We start from the raw sequence: 16,624 nt of genomic DNA on the forward strand, positions 1-16,624 counted from the left end.
AAGCGTTCGCCCAAAGCCTTTTGCAAATCAGCAGGCAGTCTGTGCGGGTTCTCCATCGCGTCGAGCTTGACCATGCCTGCCGAATCCTGGAATGGCAGTAGGCGTGCATGGACTGCACGTCCTGGCGGATGCGTTGCATGAGTTGGGGGCTGATGTGGCTCATTTCGGGTCTCGCATCGGGGGCACAGGGTTCAAACGGAGTTCGGCGGCGCGGGCGTGCGCTTGCAGGCCTTCGCCATAGGCCAGCTCGGCGGCGATGCGGCCCAGCGGCTGGGCACCGGCTTCGCTCACTTCGATCAGGCTGCTGCGTTTTTGGAAGTCGTACACGCCCAGCGGCGACGAAAAGCGCGCCGTGCCGCTGGTGGGCAACACGTGGTTGGGGCCGGCGCAATAGTCGCCCAGCGATTCGCTGGTGAACGCGCCCAAGAAGATGGCCCCCGCGTGGCGCAGCAGCGGCTCCCAGCGGTGCGGGTCGCGGCTCGACACCTCCAGGTGCTCGGGCGCGATGCGGTTGCTGATGGCGCAGGCTTCTTCCATGTTGCGCGTCAGGATCAAAGCGCCCCGGTCGTTGAGCGACTTGGCGATGATCTCGCGACGCGGCATGGAGGGCAGCAGACGGTCAATGGCGGCCTGCACTTCGGCGATGTAAGGCCGCATCAGGGCACAGCAAGATGCTTTGCGCCAAGTTCAGTCGTGCTTCGGCCTGGCTGAACAGGTCCATCGCCACCCATTCGGCGGGTGTGGTGCCATCGGCCAAGACCAGAATTTCGCTGGGGCCCGCGATCATGTCGATGCCCACGGTGCCGAACACGCGCTTTTTGGCGCTGGCCACATAGGCGTTGCCGGGGCCGGTGATTTTGTCCACTTTGGGGATGGTGGCGGTGCCGTAGGCCAGCGCCGCCACGGCTTGCGCACCGCCCACGGTGAAGGCCCGCGTGACACCCGCCACGAAGGCGGCGGCCAACACGAGTTCATTGCGCTCACCCCGGCTGGAAGTGGCCGTCTCTCCAGAACCGCCCGTGGCCACGCTGCCGCGCACGGGCGTGGGCACAACCATGATGATGTCCTGCACACCCGCCACGTGAGCGGGAATCGCGTTCATCAGCACCGAAGAAGGGTAAGCGGCCTTTGCCGCCGGGCACATAAATGCCCACGCGGTCGAGCGGTGTGACTTTTTGGCCGAGCAGCGTGCCGTCTTCGTCGCGGTAGCTCCAGCTTTCGCCAGACGCTTTCTTTTGCGCTTCGTGGTACTTGCGCACACGGGCGGCAGCGGCTTGCAAGGCTTCGCGCTGCGCCGCAGGCAGGCTGTCCAATGCGGCCTTCAACTCGGCTTGAGTGATCTCCAGTGCCTTCACATCGGCGGCTTGCAGGCCGTCAAAGCGCTGGGTGTAATCCAGCACCGCCGCGTCGCCACGTCGCTGCACATCGGCCAGGATGTCGGCCACGCGCTGCTCGATGGCGGCGTCGGTGTCGGCAGACCAATGCAGGCGCGCCGCGAAGGCCGCTTCGAAACCGGCATCCGCCGTGTTCAGCTGCAAAGGTTTGGCCTGGAGTCCCATTTTCAGTCTTTCTTCACCGCGCCCGCAAAGGCGTCGATGATGGCGCGGATCGGTGCTTGCTTGAGTTTGAGCGCGGCCTGGTTCACCACCAAACGCGAACTGATGTCCATGATGCGTTCGACTTCCACCAGGTGGTTGGCCTTGAGCGTGTTGCCGGTGGACACCAGATCGACGATGGCAGTCGGCCAAGCCGGTGAGCGGGGCCAGTTCAATGCTGCCGTAGAGCTTGATCATGTCAACGTGCACACCCTTGGTCGCAAAAAAATCGCGGGCGATGGCTGTGTACTTGGTGGCGACTTTCAGGCGTGCCCCGGTGCGCACCAGCGCAGCGTAGTCGTCATCGGCGCGAACGGCCACGCTCATGCGGCATTTGGCAATGTTCAGGTCCAGCGGCTGGTACAGACCCTGGCCACCGTGTTCGATCAAGGTGTCCAGTCCGGTCACGCCCAGGTCGGCACCACCGTATTCCACATAAGTGGGCACGTCACTCGCGCGCACCAGCACCACACGCACGTTGGGCTGGTTGGTGGGCAGAATCAGTTTGCGGGATTTTTCGGGGTCTTCGAGCACCTCGATGCCAGCGGCTTTGAGCAGCGGCAGGGTTTCGTCAAAGATGCGTCCTTTGGACAGGGCCAGCGTGATCATTTGACCCTTTCGATGTCGGCACCCAGTGCGCGCAATTTGGCTTCCATGCGGTCGTAGCCCCGGTCCAGGTGATAGATGCGCTCGACGGTGGTTTCACCCTCAGCCACCAAGCCGGCAATGACCAGGCAGGCAGAGGCGCGCAAGTCGGTGGCCATCACGGTCGCGCCCGACAACTTTGGCACGCCCTCGATCACGGAGACCTTGCCGTCGATCTGGATGTGCGCGCCCAGGCGCACCAGCTCGTTGACGTGCATGAAGCGGTTTTCAAAAATCGTTTCGGTCACTTTGCTCGCGCCTTGCGAGATGCAGTTGAGCGCCATGAACTGGGCCTGCATGTCGGTCGGAAAACCCGGGTATTCGGTGGTGCGAAAGCTCTGGGCTTTCAAGCGGCCTTCGGATTTGACACGGATGAAGCCCTCACCGGCTTCGATGGTGGCCCCGGCATCTCGCAGTTTGTCGATGACGGCATCCAGGTGGTCTGCGCGGCCATGGCGCATCACCACGTCACCGCCGGTGGCCGCCACGGCACACAGGAATGTGCCCGCCTCGATGCGGTCGGCCACCACTTGGTGCTGAGCGCCGTGCAAGCTCTGCACACCTTGAATGCGGATGCGGCGTGTGCCGTGGCCTTCGATCTTCGCACCCATTTTGATCAGTAACTCGGCCAGGTCGGGAATTTCAGGCTCTTGCGCGGCGTTTTCCAGCACCGTCTCGCCTTCGGCCAAGGCGGCGGCCATCATGAAGTTTTCGGTGCCCGTCACTGTCACCATGTCGGTGGTGATGTGCGCACCTTTGAGGCGCGTGCGGCCTGCAGGCAAGCTGGCCAGCATGTAGCCATGGTCCACGGTGATCACCGCGCCCATGGCCTGAAGGCCTTTGATGTGTTGGTCCACCGGACGCGAACCAATCGCGCAACCACCAGGCAAGGACACCTTGGCGTGGCCAAAGCGGGCCAGCAAAGGGCCCAGCGCCAGCACCGAGGCGCGCATGGTTTTCACCAATTCGTAGGGCGCTTGCGGGTTGTTCAAAGCCCCGGCGTCGAGCGTGACCCGGCCGTCTTCGTGGTGTTCGGCCGTCACGCCCATGTTGCGGATCAGCTTGAGCATGGTCGAGACGTCTTGCAGGCGCGGCACATTGGCCAGCGTGACGGGTTCGGCGCTCAGCAAAGCGGCGCACAGTTCGGGCAGGGCCGCGTTTTTGGCACCTGCCACATCGAGTTTGCCTTGCAGGCGCTTGCCGCCGCGAATGATCAGTTTGTCCATGGGTCAGGTCGGTGCGTTGCGGCCCGAAGGCCTTCGTTTCATTAGGTTTGCGCAGCCCATTCGGCGGGCGTGAATGTTTTCATCGACAAGGCGTGCACCTCGTCGGTGTGCATTTTCTGGCCCAGCGTGGCGTACACCCGCTGGTGCCGAGCAATGGGGCGCATGCCGGCAAAGGCTTCGGACACCACCACGGCGCTCCAGTGGCGGCCATCGCCATCCACCGTCAGGTGGGTGCAGTCAAGACCTGCGGCAATGATGGCTTGAAGTTGCTGTGCGTTCATGGGGGTTCAGCTCCGGATTTTGTAGCCGATGCGCAAAAGGTGAAGGGTCAAGGCACTGATGGCGGCCAGGGCCGTGCCCACCACCGCCAGACTGAGCCAAGGGGAGACATCGCTTTGGCCAAAAAAGCCGTAACGGAAACCGTCGATCATGTAGAAAAACGGGTTCAGGTGGCTGAGCTTTTGCCAAAACGGCGGCAGGGAGTGGATGGAGTAAAACACGCCCGACAAAAACGTCATGGGCATGATGATGAAGTTCTGGAAGGCGGCCATTTGGTCGAACTTTTCAGCCCACAGCCCCGCGATCACGCCCAATGCGCCCATCATGGCCGCGCCCATGCAGGCGAAGGCCAAAATCCACAACGGGTTGACGAAAGTGATGTTGACCATCCAGCCGGTGATCACAAACACACCCAGGCCAACGGCCAAGCCCCGCACCACCGAGGAGCCCACATAGGCCAAAAACCAGCTGCGGTGCGACAGGGGCGTGAGCAGCAAAAACACCAAGCTGCCCATGATCTTGCTTTGCACCAAGCTGGACGAGCTGTTGGCAAACGCGTTTTGCAGCACGCCCATCATCATCAGGCCCGGCAACAAAAACGAGGTGTAGGCCACGTTGTCATACACCTTGACGTGGTCTTCGAGCACGTGGCCAAAGATCAGCATGTACAACACCGAGGTGAGCACGGGCGCCCCGACGGTTTGGAAAGCCACTTTCCAAAAGCGCAGGACTTCTTTGTACAACAGTGTTTGCCAACCCGTCATGCCAAAGCCCCCGAGGCCAATTGTTTGCGGTTCATGACTTCAAGGAACACGTCTTCCAGGTCGGCTTGGCGGATCTCCACATCCTCCACCACCAAGCCTGCGGTGCGCAGGGTGGCCAGATAATTTTCGATCTCGACCGCGTTGTGCACCGGCAACTGCACGATGCGTCCCGTGACGCGGGCCATGGCCGCGACAGCAGGCGGCAAGTCGCCATCCAGCTTGAAGCGCAGCACCTGGCTGGTCGCAGAACGGAGCAAATCTGAGGTGCGTTCTAGCGCTAACAACTGGCCGCGCTTGAGCATGGCGATGCGCCCGCACAAGGCTTCGGCTTCTTCCAGGTAATGTGTGGTCAGCAAGACGGTGTGGCCTTGCTTGTTGAGTTTGGCGATGAAGGCCCACAAGGTCTGGCGCAGCTCCACGTCGACCCCGGCGGTGGGCTCGTCGAGCACGATCACGCGGGGCTTGTGCACCAAGGCTTGCGCCACCAGCACACGGCGTTTCATGCCGCCCGAGAGCTGGCGCATGTTGGCACCCGCCTTGTCGGCCAGGCCCAGGCTGTCCAGCAGCTCATCGATCCAGGCCTCGTTTTTCTTGACGCCAAAATACCCCGACTGGATGCGCAGCGATTCGCGCACGGTGAAAAAAGGGTCAAACACCAACTCTTGTGGCACCACACCCAGCAGTCGGCGCGCGGCAGCGTAGTCGCTTTGCACGTCGTGGCCATGCACCAAAACACGTCCGGTGCTGGGGCGACTCAAGCCTGCCAAGGTGCTGATGAGGGTGGTTTTGCCCGCGCCATTGGGGCCCAGCAATCCGAAGAACTCACCCTCCTCCACCTCAAAGCTGATCCGGTCGAGCGCGGTGAATGCGGCTGCGCCTGCCTGCCTGGCAGGATAGGTTTTGGAAACGGATTGGAAAGAGAGGGCTGGCATGGAAGAGGGTTATTTTAAGTGCGACCTGCAGAATCCGGGGGCAGCAAGAGGTTCAGGCCATCCAGGCCTGACACCGGTTCAGTCAGCATGCAGCAGCTCAAGCACCCCATAAAGCGCAGCCAATTCACGCAGCCGAGGCGTCATGCCCGCAATGTGCAATGCGCTGCCTCTTTGACTGAGCACCCGTCGCAACCCCAAAAGTACCGCCAGCGCCGAAGAATCGAAGTCCACCAGATCCGAGGCATCCAGCACCACTTGATGTGGCAAGGCTGCCGGCAATTGCGCGACCCACTGCGCTAGGCAAGCGTTCGCCTGAGCGTGCAGCAATGAGGCGGGCAACTTCAGTGGCGTCATGGCAAAGAGGCTTAAGCCGGTTTGGCGTTGGTCTTGTTGCGTGCAACCAAGCTGGCGATCAAGGCATCAATACCGGCAGCGTTGATCTCTTTGGTGAACTTGGTTGCGGTAGGTTTCAACCAACCAAATGCCCACCACGTTCAAGTCGAAAATCATCCACCCCGAGCCCTGACCGGGCGTTTTTTCCAGTCGGTAATCGAGTTGTATGGGGTCACCCTTGCCACGGACCTCGGTGTTGACCACAAGGTTTTTTTCATCCTGACCACGGCGAAGCGGCTTGACCACCACCACCTGATCGGTGATTTGACTCAAGGCCCCCGCATAAGTGCGCACCAGCAGGGTTTTGAACTCGTCTTGCAAGCGTTTTTGCTGCTCTGGGCTGGCGCTTCGCCAGGCTGGGCCAGTGGCCAAAGCGGTCATGCGCCTGAAATTCACATGCGGCATCAACTGGCTGTCCACCAACTGCATGATTTTTTGGATGTCCCCGCTGCGCAGCGCCTTGTCGGACTTGATGGTGTTCAAGGTTTCATTGGTGATGCGGGCAATGAAGGCGTCGGGTGCCTCTTCGGATGACCACGCTGGCCCCGGCATACCCACCAATGCCGTGACACCCGCGACGACAAGCCAGTGACGACGATTCAAAAGAGACAAAGCAGAAAGAGTATCCATGGCTTAACTTTAATAGCAGATCGATAAGTAAGGCACTATGAAGAGCTGTCACTGTCCTAGCGGGAGGCGGGAGGCGTCTCGCTGTAGTCAAAACGCGAGGGCGGGTTGCCATCGTAAATGTCGTTTTGTCTTTTTTGCAAATAAGCATCTCGCACAAATGAATAGGGGTCCAGTGAGGCAGCCTTGATCGCATCCACGGTTCTGAGCAAGCCAGAGCGCATGTCAACCAGGCGCACTGCCAACAAGCCGTTGCGGGTTGCTTCGTCGCTCAAACTCTGGGTGACGCTGCCCTGCATGTCGACCGGGAACGCCAAGGCATCGCGCAGGGTAGAGGGACCAAACAAGGGCAAGACCACATAGGGGCCTGGCTTGACGCCCCAATAGCCCAGTGTTTGTCCGAAGTCTTCACGGCGCTTCTCGATGCCCATTTCGCTGGCGACATCCAAAATGCCACCCAAACCCATGAAGGTGTTGACATTGATGCGAATGAAGGTTTCGGCCGTGGCCTGCCCCTTGAGCTGCATGGCACTGTTGGCTATTGACCAGACATCCGCCAAATTGCCCAAAAAGTTGTTCACACCGGTCCGCACCATACTGGGCAACACCTTCACATACAGCTGGGCGGCAGGCTTGAGCGCGACGGTGTCTATCGCATCGTTGAATTGATAAATGCTGCGGTTCATGGGCTCCCATGGGTCACGGGCATCGGCGCTTTTCACGGTGGCGCAGGCCTGCAAAAGCAGCAGCATGCCAACACCCAACAACAGGCTAAAACGTCTGGCAATGGCGTTCATGGCTTTTGACCTTCTGAGGATTTTTCGGCTTGATTGAACAAGAATTGGCTGATCAGATTCTCAAGGATCACGGCCGATTGCGTCGATCCAATGCGGTCACCCGCAGACAGGTTTTTCTCTTCGGCGCCGGGTGAAATGTCCAGGTATTGCTCACCCAGCAAACCGCTGGTCAGAATTTTCAGCGAGCTGTCCTGCGGAAAAGCGTGCCCGGTTTGCATGGTCAAGGTCACTTTGGCCTGAAAGGATTCGCCATCGAATTCGATGGTTTTGACGCGCCCGACCACCACGCCCGCACTCTTGACGGCGGCGCCGGGTTTGAGACCGCCAACGTTGTCGAACTTGGCCGTGACCTCATAGCCCTTGTTGAAGCTCCAGGTCAACAGGTTGGCCGCCTTGAGTGCCAGAAACAGCACGGCAACCGCGCCCAACAAGACAAACAAACCCACCCACACATCATTTTTTGAACGTTGCATGCCGTCCTCCTCAAATGCTGAACATCATCGCGGTCAGGATGAAATCCAGGCCCAATACCGACAAAGAAGAAACCACCACACTGCGTGTGGTGGCGCTGGCCACACCTTCGGGCGTGGGCTTGGCCACATAGCCCTGCAGCAAGGCAATAAAGGTCACGGCCACGCCGAACACCACGCTTTTGATGATGCCGTTGCCCACATCCTTGAACACGTCGACCCCGCCTTGCATCTGGCTCCAGAACGAACCGGCATCGACCCCGATGAGCAACACGCCCACCACGTAGCCACCCAAAATGCCCACCGCACTGAACACCGCCGCCAACAAGGGCAAGGCGATGATGCCACCCCAAAAGCGGGGGGCCAAAATGCGCTGCACCGGGTCCACCGCCATCATTTCCAACGCGGTGAGTTGCTCACCGGCCCGCATGAGACCAATCTCGGCCGTGAGCGAGGCACCGGCCCGACCCGCAAACAACAAGGCGGCCACCACAGGCCCCAACTCGCGCACCAGGCTCAGCGCCACCAAGAGGCCCAGCGCCTCGGCCGAGCCATAGCGCTGCAAGGTGTAATAGCCCTGCAAACCCAGCACAAAGCCCACAAACAGGCCCGACACGGTGATGATGGCCAGCGAGTAATTGCCCAGAAAATGCACCTGGTCGCGCACCAGGCCAAAGCGCTTGAGCGCTGCACCGGACATGCCCAGCAACTTGAAAAACAGCCGAGCGGCAAAACCCCAATCGGCCAGCATTTGGCGGGTGGATGCGCCCAAAGCGCCCAGCAAGTCGGAGATCATGCCGACCTCCCGTCGTAGTCTTGCGCCGCTGCAGGTGCGGGGTAGTGAAAGGGCACTGGCCCATCGCTGAGCGCATGCACAAACTGGTAAATCAAGGGGTCGGTGCTGGCCCGCAGCTCGGCAGGCGTGCCCTGCGCGGCCACACCGCCATGGGCCAGGATGACCACATGGTCGGCGATCTCAAAAGTCTCGGTCACGTCGTGCGACACCACAATGCTGGTGATGCCCAGGCTGTCGTTGAGGCGGCGAATCAATCGGGCCGCCGTGCCCAGCGAAATCGGGTCCAGACCGGCAAACGGCTCGTCGTACATGATCAGGTCGGGGTCGAGCGCGATGGCGCGGGCCAAGGCCACTCTGCGGCTCATGCCGCCAGAAATTTCAGAGGGCCGCAGGTCTCGCGCACCGCGCAAGCCCACCGCATCGAGCTTCATCAGCACGATGTCGCGGATCAGGTCTGGCGACAAACGGGTGTGTTCGCGCAAGGGAAAAGCCACGTTGTCGAACACGCTCATGTCGGTGAACAAGGCCCCAAACTGAAACAGCATGCCCATGCGGCGGCGCGCGGTATAAAGCTCGGCTTGTCGCATGGACGTGATGTCATGGCCGTCAAACAGCAATTGGCCTGCGCTGGCACGGATCTGGCCACCGATCAAGCGCAAGACCGTGGTCTTGCCCCCCCCCGACACCCCCATCAGGGCCGTGACTTGGCCACGCGGCACATTGAAGCTGAGGTTCTTCAAAATGACACGGTCGCCGTACCCAAACGTCAGGTCGTGCAATTCAACAAGTGGCTGTGAGGTGGACGAGGTCTGCATGAAAAAAACAAGAGCCGGATTGTCCGGCTCTTGTGATGGTAATGACTGCGTAATGGTTCGGTGTCATCAAGGGCAAATCAGGGATTTTACCTAGAACCCCGAAGGTCACCGGGGCAATTCACTCGCCCCCATCAGGAACTCGTCCACTGCGCGTGCGGCCTGGCGTCCTTCGCGGATGGCCCAGACCACCAGCGACTGACCACGGCGCATGTCGCCAGCGGCAAACACCTTGGGCACGTTGGTGGCGTAACCGCCTGTGAAGTCGGTGCTGGCTTTGGCGTTGCCACGGGCGTCCTTGTCGATGCCAAAGGCGTCGAGCACGGTGGCCACCGGGTTGGTGAAACCCATGGCCAGCAAAACCATGTCGGCTTTGTATTCTTTCTCGGTGCCAGGCACTTCGACCATCTTGCCGTCTTTGAATTCGACATGCACCGTGGTCAATCCGGTGACTTTGCCTTTTTCACCGATGAAAGCCTTGGTGGAAATGGCAAATTCACGTTGCAACAGGCCTTTTTCGGCGCTCTCGTCGTGGCTGGAGCTGGTGCGCAGCTTCATGGGCCAATAAGGCCAGACCAGCGCCTTGTTTTCTTTTTCGGGGGGCTCAGGCATCACCTCGAACTGGGTCACGCTGACCGCGCCGTGGCGCGTGCTGGTGCCCACGCAGTCGCTGCCGGTGTCGCCACCACCGATCACGATGACGTTTTTAGCGTCGGCACGCAACTGGCCCTTGACCTTGTCGCCCGCATTGACCTTGTTTTGCTGGGGCAAGAATTCCATCGCGAAATGGATGCCTTCGAGGTCGCGGCCGGGCACAGGCAGGTCACGGGACTGCTCGGAGCCCCCTGTGAGCAACACAGCGTCGAAGTCCTTTTTGAGTTGCTCGGCGCTGATGGTTTCCTTGGCCCAGTTGGTGACCTTGGAATCTTTGGGCCACTCGCCGACCAGCACGCTGGTGCGGATCTTCACGCCTTCGGCTTGAAGCTGCTGCACTCGGCGGTCGATGTGCGTCTTTTCCATCTTGAAATCAGGAATGCCATAGCGCAGCAAGCCGCCCACGCGGTCGTTCTTCTCGAACAAGGTCACGTCGTGGCCCGCACGCGCGAGCTGTTGCGCTGCGGCCAGACCGGCAGGGCCTGCACCGATGATGGCCACGGTTTTGCCGGTCTTGACTTTGGCAGGACGGGGCGTGACCCAGCCTTCAGCCCAAGCGCGGTCGATGATGGCGTGCTCGATCGACTTGATGCCCACGGCATCGTCGTTGAAGTTGACCACGCAAGCCGCTTCGCAGGGCGCGGGGCAGATGCGGCCGGTGAACTCGGGGAAGTTGTTGGTGCTGTGCAGCACCTCGATCGCGTTCTTCCAGTCGCCTTCAAACACCAGGTTGTTGAAGTCCGGAATGATGTTGTTGACCGGGCAGCCGTTGTTGCAAAACGGTGTGCCGCAGTCCATGCAGCGCGCCGCTTGGGTTTTGGATTGCTCTTCGGTCAAACCGATCACGAATTCGCCGTAATTTTTGAGGCGCTCGGAGACCGGCTTGTAGCCTTCTTCGATGCGCTCAAATTCCATGAAGCCAGTGATTTTTCCCATGATGCTATTCCTTCACTCTTGACGTTCGGCTCAGGCGGCCACGGGCTGGGCGGCCTTGGCCGCGTTCGCCGCTTTGCGTGCATTGATCTCGCCCAAGGCGCGCTTGTATTCGTTCGGGAAGACCTTGACAAACTTGGCGCGAGCCGTGGCCCAGTTGTCCAGCAATTCGCGCGCACGCTGGCTGCCGGTCCACTTGTGGTGGTCTTCCAGCAGTTTCCTCAGTTGCGCTTCGTCGGCCTGGTCGCGGTGCCAGACCTTGCGGTCCACTTGCGCTTCTTGATCGGCCGCAGACAGCACTTTTTCCATGCTGACCATGGCGGTGTTGCAGCGAGAGGCGAATTCGCCGTCTTCGTCGTACACATAAGCGATACCACCGCTCATGCCCGCGCCGAAGTTGCGGCCGGTTTTGCCCAGGACAGCCACCGTACCGCCGGTCATGTATTCGCAACCATGGTCGCCTGTGCCTTCGACCACCGCAGTGGCACCCGACAGGCGCACCGCGAAACGCTCGCCGGCCACGCCCGCAAAGAAGGCTTCACCCGTGGTGGAGCCGTACATGACGGTGTTGCCCACGATGATGTTTTGCGAGGCCACGCCACGGAACTCCAGGCTGGGGCGCACCACCACACGGCCGCCCGACAAACCTTTGCCGGTGTAGTCGTTGGCCTCACCAATCAGGTACAGCGTGATGCCTTTGGCCAGGAACGCACCAAACGACTGACCGCCTGTGCCTTCCAGTTGAATGCGCAGGGTGTCGTCGGGCAAACCTTCGGGGTGCACCTTGGTCACCGCACCGGACAACATGGCACCGACCGAACGGTTCACGTTGCGGGCGACTTCCATGAACTGCACTTTTTCGCCCTTGTCGATGGCGGCGCGGCTCTTGGCGATCAGCACGTTGTCCAGGGCTTTTTCCAGCCCGTGGTCTTGGGTGTCCACATGGCGCACAGCCACGGTGGAGGACACTTGCGGCACGGCCAACAAACGGCCAAAGTCCAGGCCCTTGGCTTTCCAGTGCTCCACACCGCTCTTCATGTCGAGCAGGTCGGCACGGCCCACCAGGTCGTCGAACTTGTTGATGCCCAACTGGGCCATGATCTGGCGCACTTCTTCGGCGATGAAAAAGAAATAGTTCACGACGTGCTCGGGCTTGCCGGTGAACTTGGCGCGCAAGGTGGGGTCTTGCGTGGCCACACCCACAGGGCAGGTGTTCAGGTGGCACTTGCGCATCATGATGCAGCCCTCGACCACCAGCGGTGCGGTGGCAAAGCCGAATTCGTCCGCGCCCAACAACGCGCCAATGGCGACATCGCGGCCGGTCTTCATCTGGCCATCGGCCTGCACGCGGATGCGGCCTCGCAAGCCGTTGAGCACCAGGGTTTGCTGGGTTTCGGCCAAGCCGATTTCCCAAGGCGAGCCGGCGTGCTTGACGGACGACCAAGGCGATGCGCCCGTGCCGCCGTCGTGACCGGCGATCACCACATGGTCGGCCTTGCACTTGGCCACACCGGCAGCGATGGTGCCGACGCCGATTTCGGACACGAGCTTGACGCTGATGTCGCTGTGCGGGGCCACGTTCTTCAGGTCGTGAATCAGCTGGGCCAAGTCCTCGATCGAGTAGATGTCGTGGTGCGGCGGTGGCGAGATCAGCCCCACGCCGGGCACCGAGTGGCGCAGCTTGCCGATGTAGTCGGACACTTTGCCGCCGGGCAACTGACCACCCTCACCGGGTTTGGCACCCTGGGCCATTTTGATCTGGATTTGATCGGCACTGGACAAGTATTCAGCGGTGACACCGAAGCGACCCGAAGCCACTTGCTTGATGCGCGAACGCAGCGAGTCACCGGCGGCCAAAGGCATGTCCACTTCGACGTTTTCTGCACCGATCACGCTTTTCAAGGAGTCGCCCAACTTGATCGGGATGCCCTTGAGTTCATTGCGGTAACGGTTGGCGTCTTCACCCCCTTCGCCGGTGTTGCTCTTGCCGCCGATGCGGTTCATGGCCACGGCCAGAGTGGCGTGCGCTTCGGTGGAAATCGAGCCCAGCGACATCGCGCCGGTGGCGAAACGCTTGACGATCTCGGCTGCAGGCTCGACCTGCTCCAGCGGGATGGCTTTGGACGGATCGATCTTGAACTCGAACAGGCCGCGCAGCGTCATGTGGCGCTTGCTCTGGTCGTTGATGATCTGCGCATATTCCTTGTAAGTGCTGAAGTTGTTGGCACGGGTGGAGTGCTGCAACTTGGCAATCGCGTCGGGCGTCCACATGTGCTCTTCGCCACGGGCGCGCCAGGCGTATTCACCACCTGCATCCAACATGGTGGCCAGAATCGGATCGTCGCCAAATGCAGCAGCGTGCATCCGGAAGGCTTCTTCGGCGATCTCGAACACGCCGATGCCGCCCACGCGGCTGGAAGTGCCTGTGAAGTACTTGTTGATGGTTTCGGTGTTGATGCCAATGGCTTCGAACAACTGCGCACCGCAATACGACATGTAGGTGCTCACGCCCATCTTGGACATGATCTTGGACAGGCCCTTGCCGATCGCCTTGATGTAGTTGTAGATGGCTTTCTCGGCCGACAGATCACCCGGAAGATCTTTATGCATCGAAGCCAGGGTTTCCATCGCCAGGTAGGGGTGCACGGCTTCAGCGCCGTAACCGGCCAGCACGGCAAAGTGATGCACTTCGCGGGCGGTACCGGTCTCGACCACCAGTCCGGCGGTGGTGCGCAGGCCCGCGGTGACCAGATGCTGGTGGATGGCCGACAAGGCCAACAAGGCAGGCACGGCCACTTGGGTCGCGCTCAGGGCCCGGTCGCTGATGATCAGGATGTTGTGGCCGCCTTTGATGGCGTCCACGGCTTCAGCGCACAGCGAGGCCAGCTTGGCTTCCACGCCTTCGCGGCCCCACAACAAGGGGTAAGTGATGTCCAGCGTGGCGCTCTTGAACTTGCCCTGGGTGGCCTGGTCAATGTTGCGCAACTTGGCCATGTCGGCGAAGTCGAGGATGGGCTGGCTCACTTCCAGGCGCATCGGTGGGTTGACCTGGTTGATGTCCAGCAAGTTGGGCTTGGGGCCGATGAAGGACACTAGGGACATCACGATCGCTTCGCGGATCGGGTCGATCGGGGGGTTGGTCACTTGCGCGAACAACTGCTTGAAGTAGTTGTACAGCGGCTTGTTCTTGTCGGACAACACGGCCAACGGGCTGTCGTTGCCCATGGAGCCGATGGCTTCTTCCCCGGCAGAAGCCATGGGGGCCAACAAGAACTTGATGTCTTCTTGTGTGGTGCCAAAGGCTTGTTGCAGGTCGAGCAAGGCCACGTCAGAGGCGGGTGCCACGGGGGCAGCGGCCACATCGTCCAGCTTGATGCGCAGGTTTTCGATCCACTGCTTGTAAGGCTTGGCGCTGGCCAAACCGGCTTTCAACTCTTCGTCGTTGATCATGCGGCCTTGTTCCAGATCGATCAGGAACATCTTGCCGGGCTGCAGACGCCACTTGCGCACGATCTTGCTTTCGGGGATCGGCAACACGCCGGTCTCTGATCCCATGATGACCATGTCGTCGTCGGTGATGATGTAGCGCGAAGGGCGCAGGCCGTTGCGGTCGAGTGTGGCGCCAATCTGGCGGCCGTCGGTGAACACAATCGAAGCGGGGCCGTCCCATGGCTCGAGCATCGCTGCGTGGTATTCGTAGAAGGCCTTGCGGCGCTCGTCCATGGTGGTGTGCTGTTCCCATGGCTCAGGGATCATCATCATCACGGCCTGGCTGATGGGGTAACCCGCCATGGTCAGCAGTTCCAGGCAGTTGTCAAAAGTGGCGGTGTCGGACTGACCAGCAAAGCTGATGGGGTAGAGCTTTTGCAGGTCATTGGCCAGCACGGGCGACGACATCACCCCTTCGCGGGCCTTCATCCAGTTGTAGTTGCCCTTGACGGTGTTGATCTCGCCGTTGTGCGCCACATAGCGGTACGGGTGGGCCAGCGGCCACTCGGGGAATGTGTTGGTCGAGAAACGCTGGTGCACCAGGCCCAGAGCCGAGACGCAGCGCTCGTCTTGCAGGTCCAGGTAATAAGTACCGACCTGGTCGGCCAGCAGCAAGCCCTTGTAGACCGCGGTGCGGCTGGACATGCTGGGGATGTAGTACTCGTTGCTGTGCGTCAGGCGCAGGTTCTGGATGGCCGCGCTGGCGGTCTTGCGGATCACGTACAGCTTGCGCTCCAAGGCGTCTTGCACGATCACGTCGGCACCACGGCCAATGAAAATCTGGCGCATGACGGGTTCTTTTTCGCGCACGGTGGGCGACATGGGCATGTCACGGTTCACCGGAACATCGCGCCAGCCCAACACCACCTGGCCTTCGGCCTTGACGGCGCGTTCCAGTTCCTGCTCGCAAGCCATGCGCGAAGCGTGTTCCTTGGGCAAGAAGACCATGCCCACACCGTATTCGCCAAACGGGGGCAAGGCCACACCCTGCTTGGCCATCTCGTCGCGGTAAAGCGCATCGGGCAACTGGATCAAGATACCGGCACCGTCGCCCATCAGCGCGTCCGCACCCACCGCACCCCGGTGGTCCAGGTTTTCCAAAATCTTGAGCGCTTGCGTCACGATGGCGTGCGTCTTGTGTCCTTTGATGTGAGCCACAAAGCCCACACCGCAAGCATCGTGCTCGTTGGCCGGATCGTACAAACCGGTCGATTGGAAATGTTCTTTTGCACTGGCCGAAGTCATGGGCGCTCCTAAGGGTTTTCACGCAGACCGAGGAGTGTAGTGCACTGCAGCATCCATGCCAAACTTTTTAATTGGGGTCAGATCCCAATTAATTTGGCTTTTGGCTCGAGTTTGAATTAATTGGGGACAGATTCAACTGGCCGTCTTTTTGGCAGGCCGCCCCGCCTTGCCCGGTAGCAGCCGCCGCGTCGTGTTTTGCTGCAACTCCCCCACAAAATCGGCCGAACCCAGCGTCCAGCCCGACAGCGCGCTTTGGGTCAGTTGCTGTTTCTCTGACTGCACTAAGCCCGACTGCACCAACTCGGCATAAGCAGCCTCGCGGGCAAATGGCGTGTTGCCCAAGCCCCAAAACAGCGCATGCGGCGTCACCCATTTGTCGCTCAACTGCCCAATACAGTGCCTGTGACTGGACCATTTGAAGTCGGCAGCCTGCCCAACCATGCCCGCCCGCACCGGGTTCAGGTCGATGTAAACCATGCACGCCAAAAGATAGCGCTCACTCTCAATCAAGTTGCTGCGGTAGCGCCCTTCCCATAAGGTGCCGGTGCGCTTGATGCCGCAAATTGAAATAGCGCACATAGGCCCGCCCCACCGCCTGCATCATCTGCGGCAGGCCATCGTCTGTTTCAGGCGTGAGCAGCAAATGAAAGTGGTTGTCCATGATCACGTAAGCATGGATGGCCACCTTGAAAGTTTGCGCATGCTCTTGCCACAAGCGCCAGCAAACGCTCACGGTCCGCATCGTCGCGCACGATGTCCTGGCGGTCATTGCCGCGCTGAATGACGTGGTGCGGGTAAGCGGCAACGGTGAGGCGGGGCTGGCGGGCCATGGGGAACTCCCGGAAGAAAACGCCAGTTTAATTGGGATCTGACCCCAATTAAATAATCGAATAATCGGGGTCAGATCCGAATTAAAGCCAAGGCGACAAGGCGTCGTTGTTGTTTTGCTTATGCTGGTGGCATGAAG

At 60.5% G+C, this 16,624-nt stretch carries 11 protein-coding genes and 4 pseudogenes; all 15 read right to left on the bottom strand.

Going from position 1 to position 16,624, the window contains the following annotated elements; genetic code table 11:
• Nucleotides 1-159: 159 nt before the first annotated feature.
• The 15 genes and pseudogenes from hisD to HEQ17_RS11490 all read right to left on the bottom strand — a co-directional run bounded on the left by hisD (nt 160) and on the right by HEQ17_RS11490 (nt 16,487).
• A pseudogene (gene hisD / locus HEQ17_RS11420) lies at nt 160-1,559 on the bottom strand (histidinol dehydrogenase).
• A 2-nt stretch (nt 1,560-1,561) separates the two neighbouring features.
• Nucleotides 1,562-2,204 (bottom strand): annotated as a pseudogene (hisG, locus tag HEQ17_RS11425) (ATP phosphoribosyltransferase).
• Entirely contained in the window at nt 2,201-3,466 is a 1,266-nt protein-coding gene (gene murA, locus HEQ17_RS11430) for a UDP-N-acetylglucosamine 1-carboxyvinyltransferase (RefSeq protein ID WP_296292860.1), read from the bottom strand. Before murA ends, hisG begins: the two are co-directional and overlap by 4 nt.
• Before the next feature lie 41 nt (nt 3,467-3,507).
• On the bottom strand, nt 3,508-3,747 hold the full coding sequence (locus HEQ17_RS11435; protein WP_296292861.1) for a BolA family protein: 240 nt from the start codon (nt 3,745-3,747) through the stop codon (nt 3,508-3,510).
• A gap of 6 nt (nt 3,748-3,753) precedes the next feature.
• Nucleotides 3,754-4,509 carry an ABC transporter permease gene (locus tag HEQ17_RS11440; RefSeq protein ID WP_296292862.1) on the bottom strand — a complete coding sequence of 252 codons (756 nt, stop codon included), beginning with the start codon at nt 4,507-4,509 and terminating at the stop codon, nt 3,754-3,756.
• Nucleotides 4,506-5,441 carry an ABC transporter ATP-binding protein gene (locus tag HEQ17_RS11445; protein WP_296292863.1) on the bottom strand — a complete coding sequence of 312 codons (936 nt, stop codon included), beginning with the start codon at nt 5,439-5,441 and terminating at the stop codon, nt 4,506-4,508. The genes HEQ17_RS11440 and HEQ17_RS11445 overlap by 4 nt, the downstream gene beginning before the upstream one ends.
• Before the next feature lie 78 nt (nt 5,442-5,519).
• Nucleotides 5,520-5,795, bottom strand: coding sequence for an STAS domain-containing protein (locus HEQ17_RS11450; RefSeq protein ID WP_296292864.1), 276 nt, complete (start codon nt 5,793-5,795; stop codon nt 5,520-5,522).
• An 11-nt stretch (nt 5,796-5,806) separates the two neighbouring features.
• Nucleotides 5,807-6,386 (bottom strand): annotated as a pseudogene (locus tag HEQ17_RS11455) (ABC transporter substrate-binding protein).
• Nucleotides 6,387-6,520: 134 nt separating this feature from the next.
• Nucleotides 6,521-7,258: a VacJ family lipoprotein gene (locus HEQ17_RS11460; protein ID WP_296292865.1), complete on the bottom strand. Its 738-nt coding sequence runs from the start codon at nt 7,256-7,258 to the stop codon at nt 6,521-6,523.
• Nucleotides 7,255-7,731 (bottom strand): outer membrane lipid asymmetry maintenance protein MlaD, encoded by a 477-nt coding sequence (mlaD, locus tag HEQ17_RS11465; protein WP_296292866.1) that lies wholly within the window; start codon nt 7,729-7,731, stop codon nt 7,255-7,257. The genes HEQ17_RS11460 and mlaD overlap by 4 nt, the downstream gene beginning before the upstream one ends.
• A 10-nt stretch (nt 7,732-7,741) precedes the next feature.
• The gene (mlaE, locus tag HEQ17_RS11470) at nt 7,742-8,524 is read right to left on the bottom strand and encodes a lipid asymmetry maintenance ABC transporter permease subunit MlaE (RefSeq protein WP_296292867.1); all 783 of its coding nucleotides are present in this window, start codon (nt 8,522-8,524) and stop codon (nt 7,742-7,744) included.
• Nucleotides 8,521-9,339, bottom strand: a complete 819-nt coding sequence (locus HEQ17_RS11475) for an ABC transporter ATP-binding protein (protein ID WP_296292868.1) — start codon at nt 9,337-9,339, stop codon at nt 8,521-8,523. The genes mlaE and HEQ17_RS11475 overlap by 4 nt, the downstream gene beginning before the upstream one ends.
• Nucleotides 9,340-9,444: 105 nt before the next feature.
• The gene (locus HEQ17_RS11480) at nt 9,445-10,926 is read right to left on the bottom strand and encodes a glutamate synthase subunit beta (RefSeq protein ID WP_296292869.1); all 1,482 of its coding nucleotides are present in this window, start codon (nt 10,924-10,926) and stop codon (nt 9,445-9,447) included.
• Nucleotides 10,927-10,956: 30 nt separating this feature from the next.
• Complete coding sequence (locus HEQ17_RS11485) at nt 10,957-15,657, bottom strand: glutamate synthase-related protein (protein WP_296292870.1); 4,701 nt, start codon at nt 15,655-15,657, stop codon at nt 10,957-10,959.
• 132 nt (nt 15,658-15,789) lie between these two features.
• Nucleotides 15,790-16,487, bottom strand: a pseudogene (locus HEQ17_RS11490) (transposase).
• Between the last annotated feature and the right edge of the window lie 137 nt (nt 16,488-16,624).

This window comes from Limnohabitans sp., from assembly GCF_023910625.1.
GTDB lineage: Bacteria > Pseudomonadota > Gammaproteobacteria > Burkholderiales > Burkholderiaceae_C > Limnohabitans_A.

Excerpts from the sequence above, each read along its gene's own strand:
- mlaE (WP_296292867.1), bottom strand. The coding sequence starts at position 8,524 with ATGATCTCCGACTTGCTGGGCGCTTTGGGCGCATCCACCCGCCAAATG.
- HEQ17_RS11440 (WP_296292862.1), bottom strand. The coding sequence starts at position 4,509 with ATGACGGGTTGGCAAACACTGTTGTACAAAGAAGTCCTGCGCTTTTGG.
- HEQ17_RS11485 (WP_296292870.1), bottom strand. The coding sequence starts at position 15,657 with ATGACTTCGGCCAGTGCAAAAGAACATTTCCAATCGACCGGTTTGTAC.
- HEQ17_RS11480 (WP_296292869.1), bottom strand. The coding sequence starts at position 10,926 with ATGGGAAAAATCACTGGCTTCATGGAATTTGAGCGCATCGAAGAAGGC.
- HEQ17_RS11435 (WP_296292861.1), bottom strand. The coding sequence starts at position 3,747 with ATGAACGCACAGCAACTTCAAGCCATCATTGCCGCAGGTCTTGACTGC.
- murA (WP_296292860.1), bottom strand. The coding sequence starts at position 3,466 with ATGGACAAACTGATCATTCGCGGCGGCAAGCGCCTGCAAGGCAAACTC.
- HEQ17_RS11460 (WP_296292865.1), bottom strand. The coding sequence starts at position 7,258 with ATGAACGCCATTGCCAGACGTTTTAGCCTGTTGTTGGGTGTTGGCATG.
- mlaD (WP_296292866.1), bottom strand. The coding sequence starts at position 7,731 with ATGCAACGTTCAAAAAATGATGTGTGGGTGGGTTTGTTTGTCTTGTTG.
- HEQ17_RS11450 (WP_296292864.1), bottom strand. The coding sequence starts at position 5,795 with ATGACGCCACTGAAGTTGCCCGCCTCATTGCTGCACGCTCAGGCGAAC.
- HEQ17_RS11475 (WP_296292868.1), bottom strand. The coding sequence starts at position 9,339 with ATGCAGACCTCGTCCACCTCACAGCCACTTGTTGAATTGCACGACCTG.
- HEQ17_RS11445 (WP_296292863.1), bottom strand. The coding sequence starts at position 5,441 with ATGCCAGCCCTCTCTTTCCAATCCGTTTCCAAAACCTATCCTGCCAGG.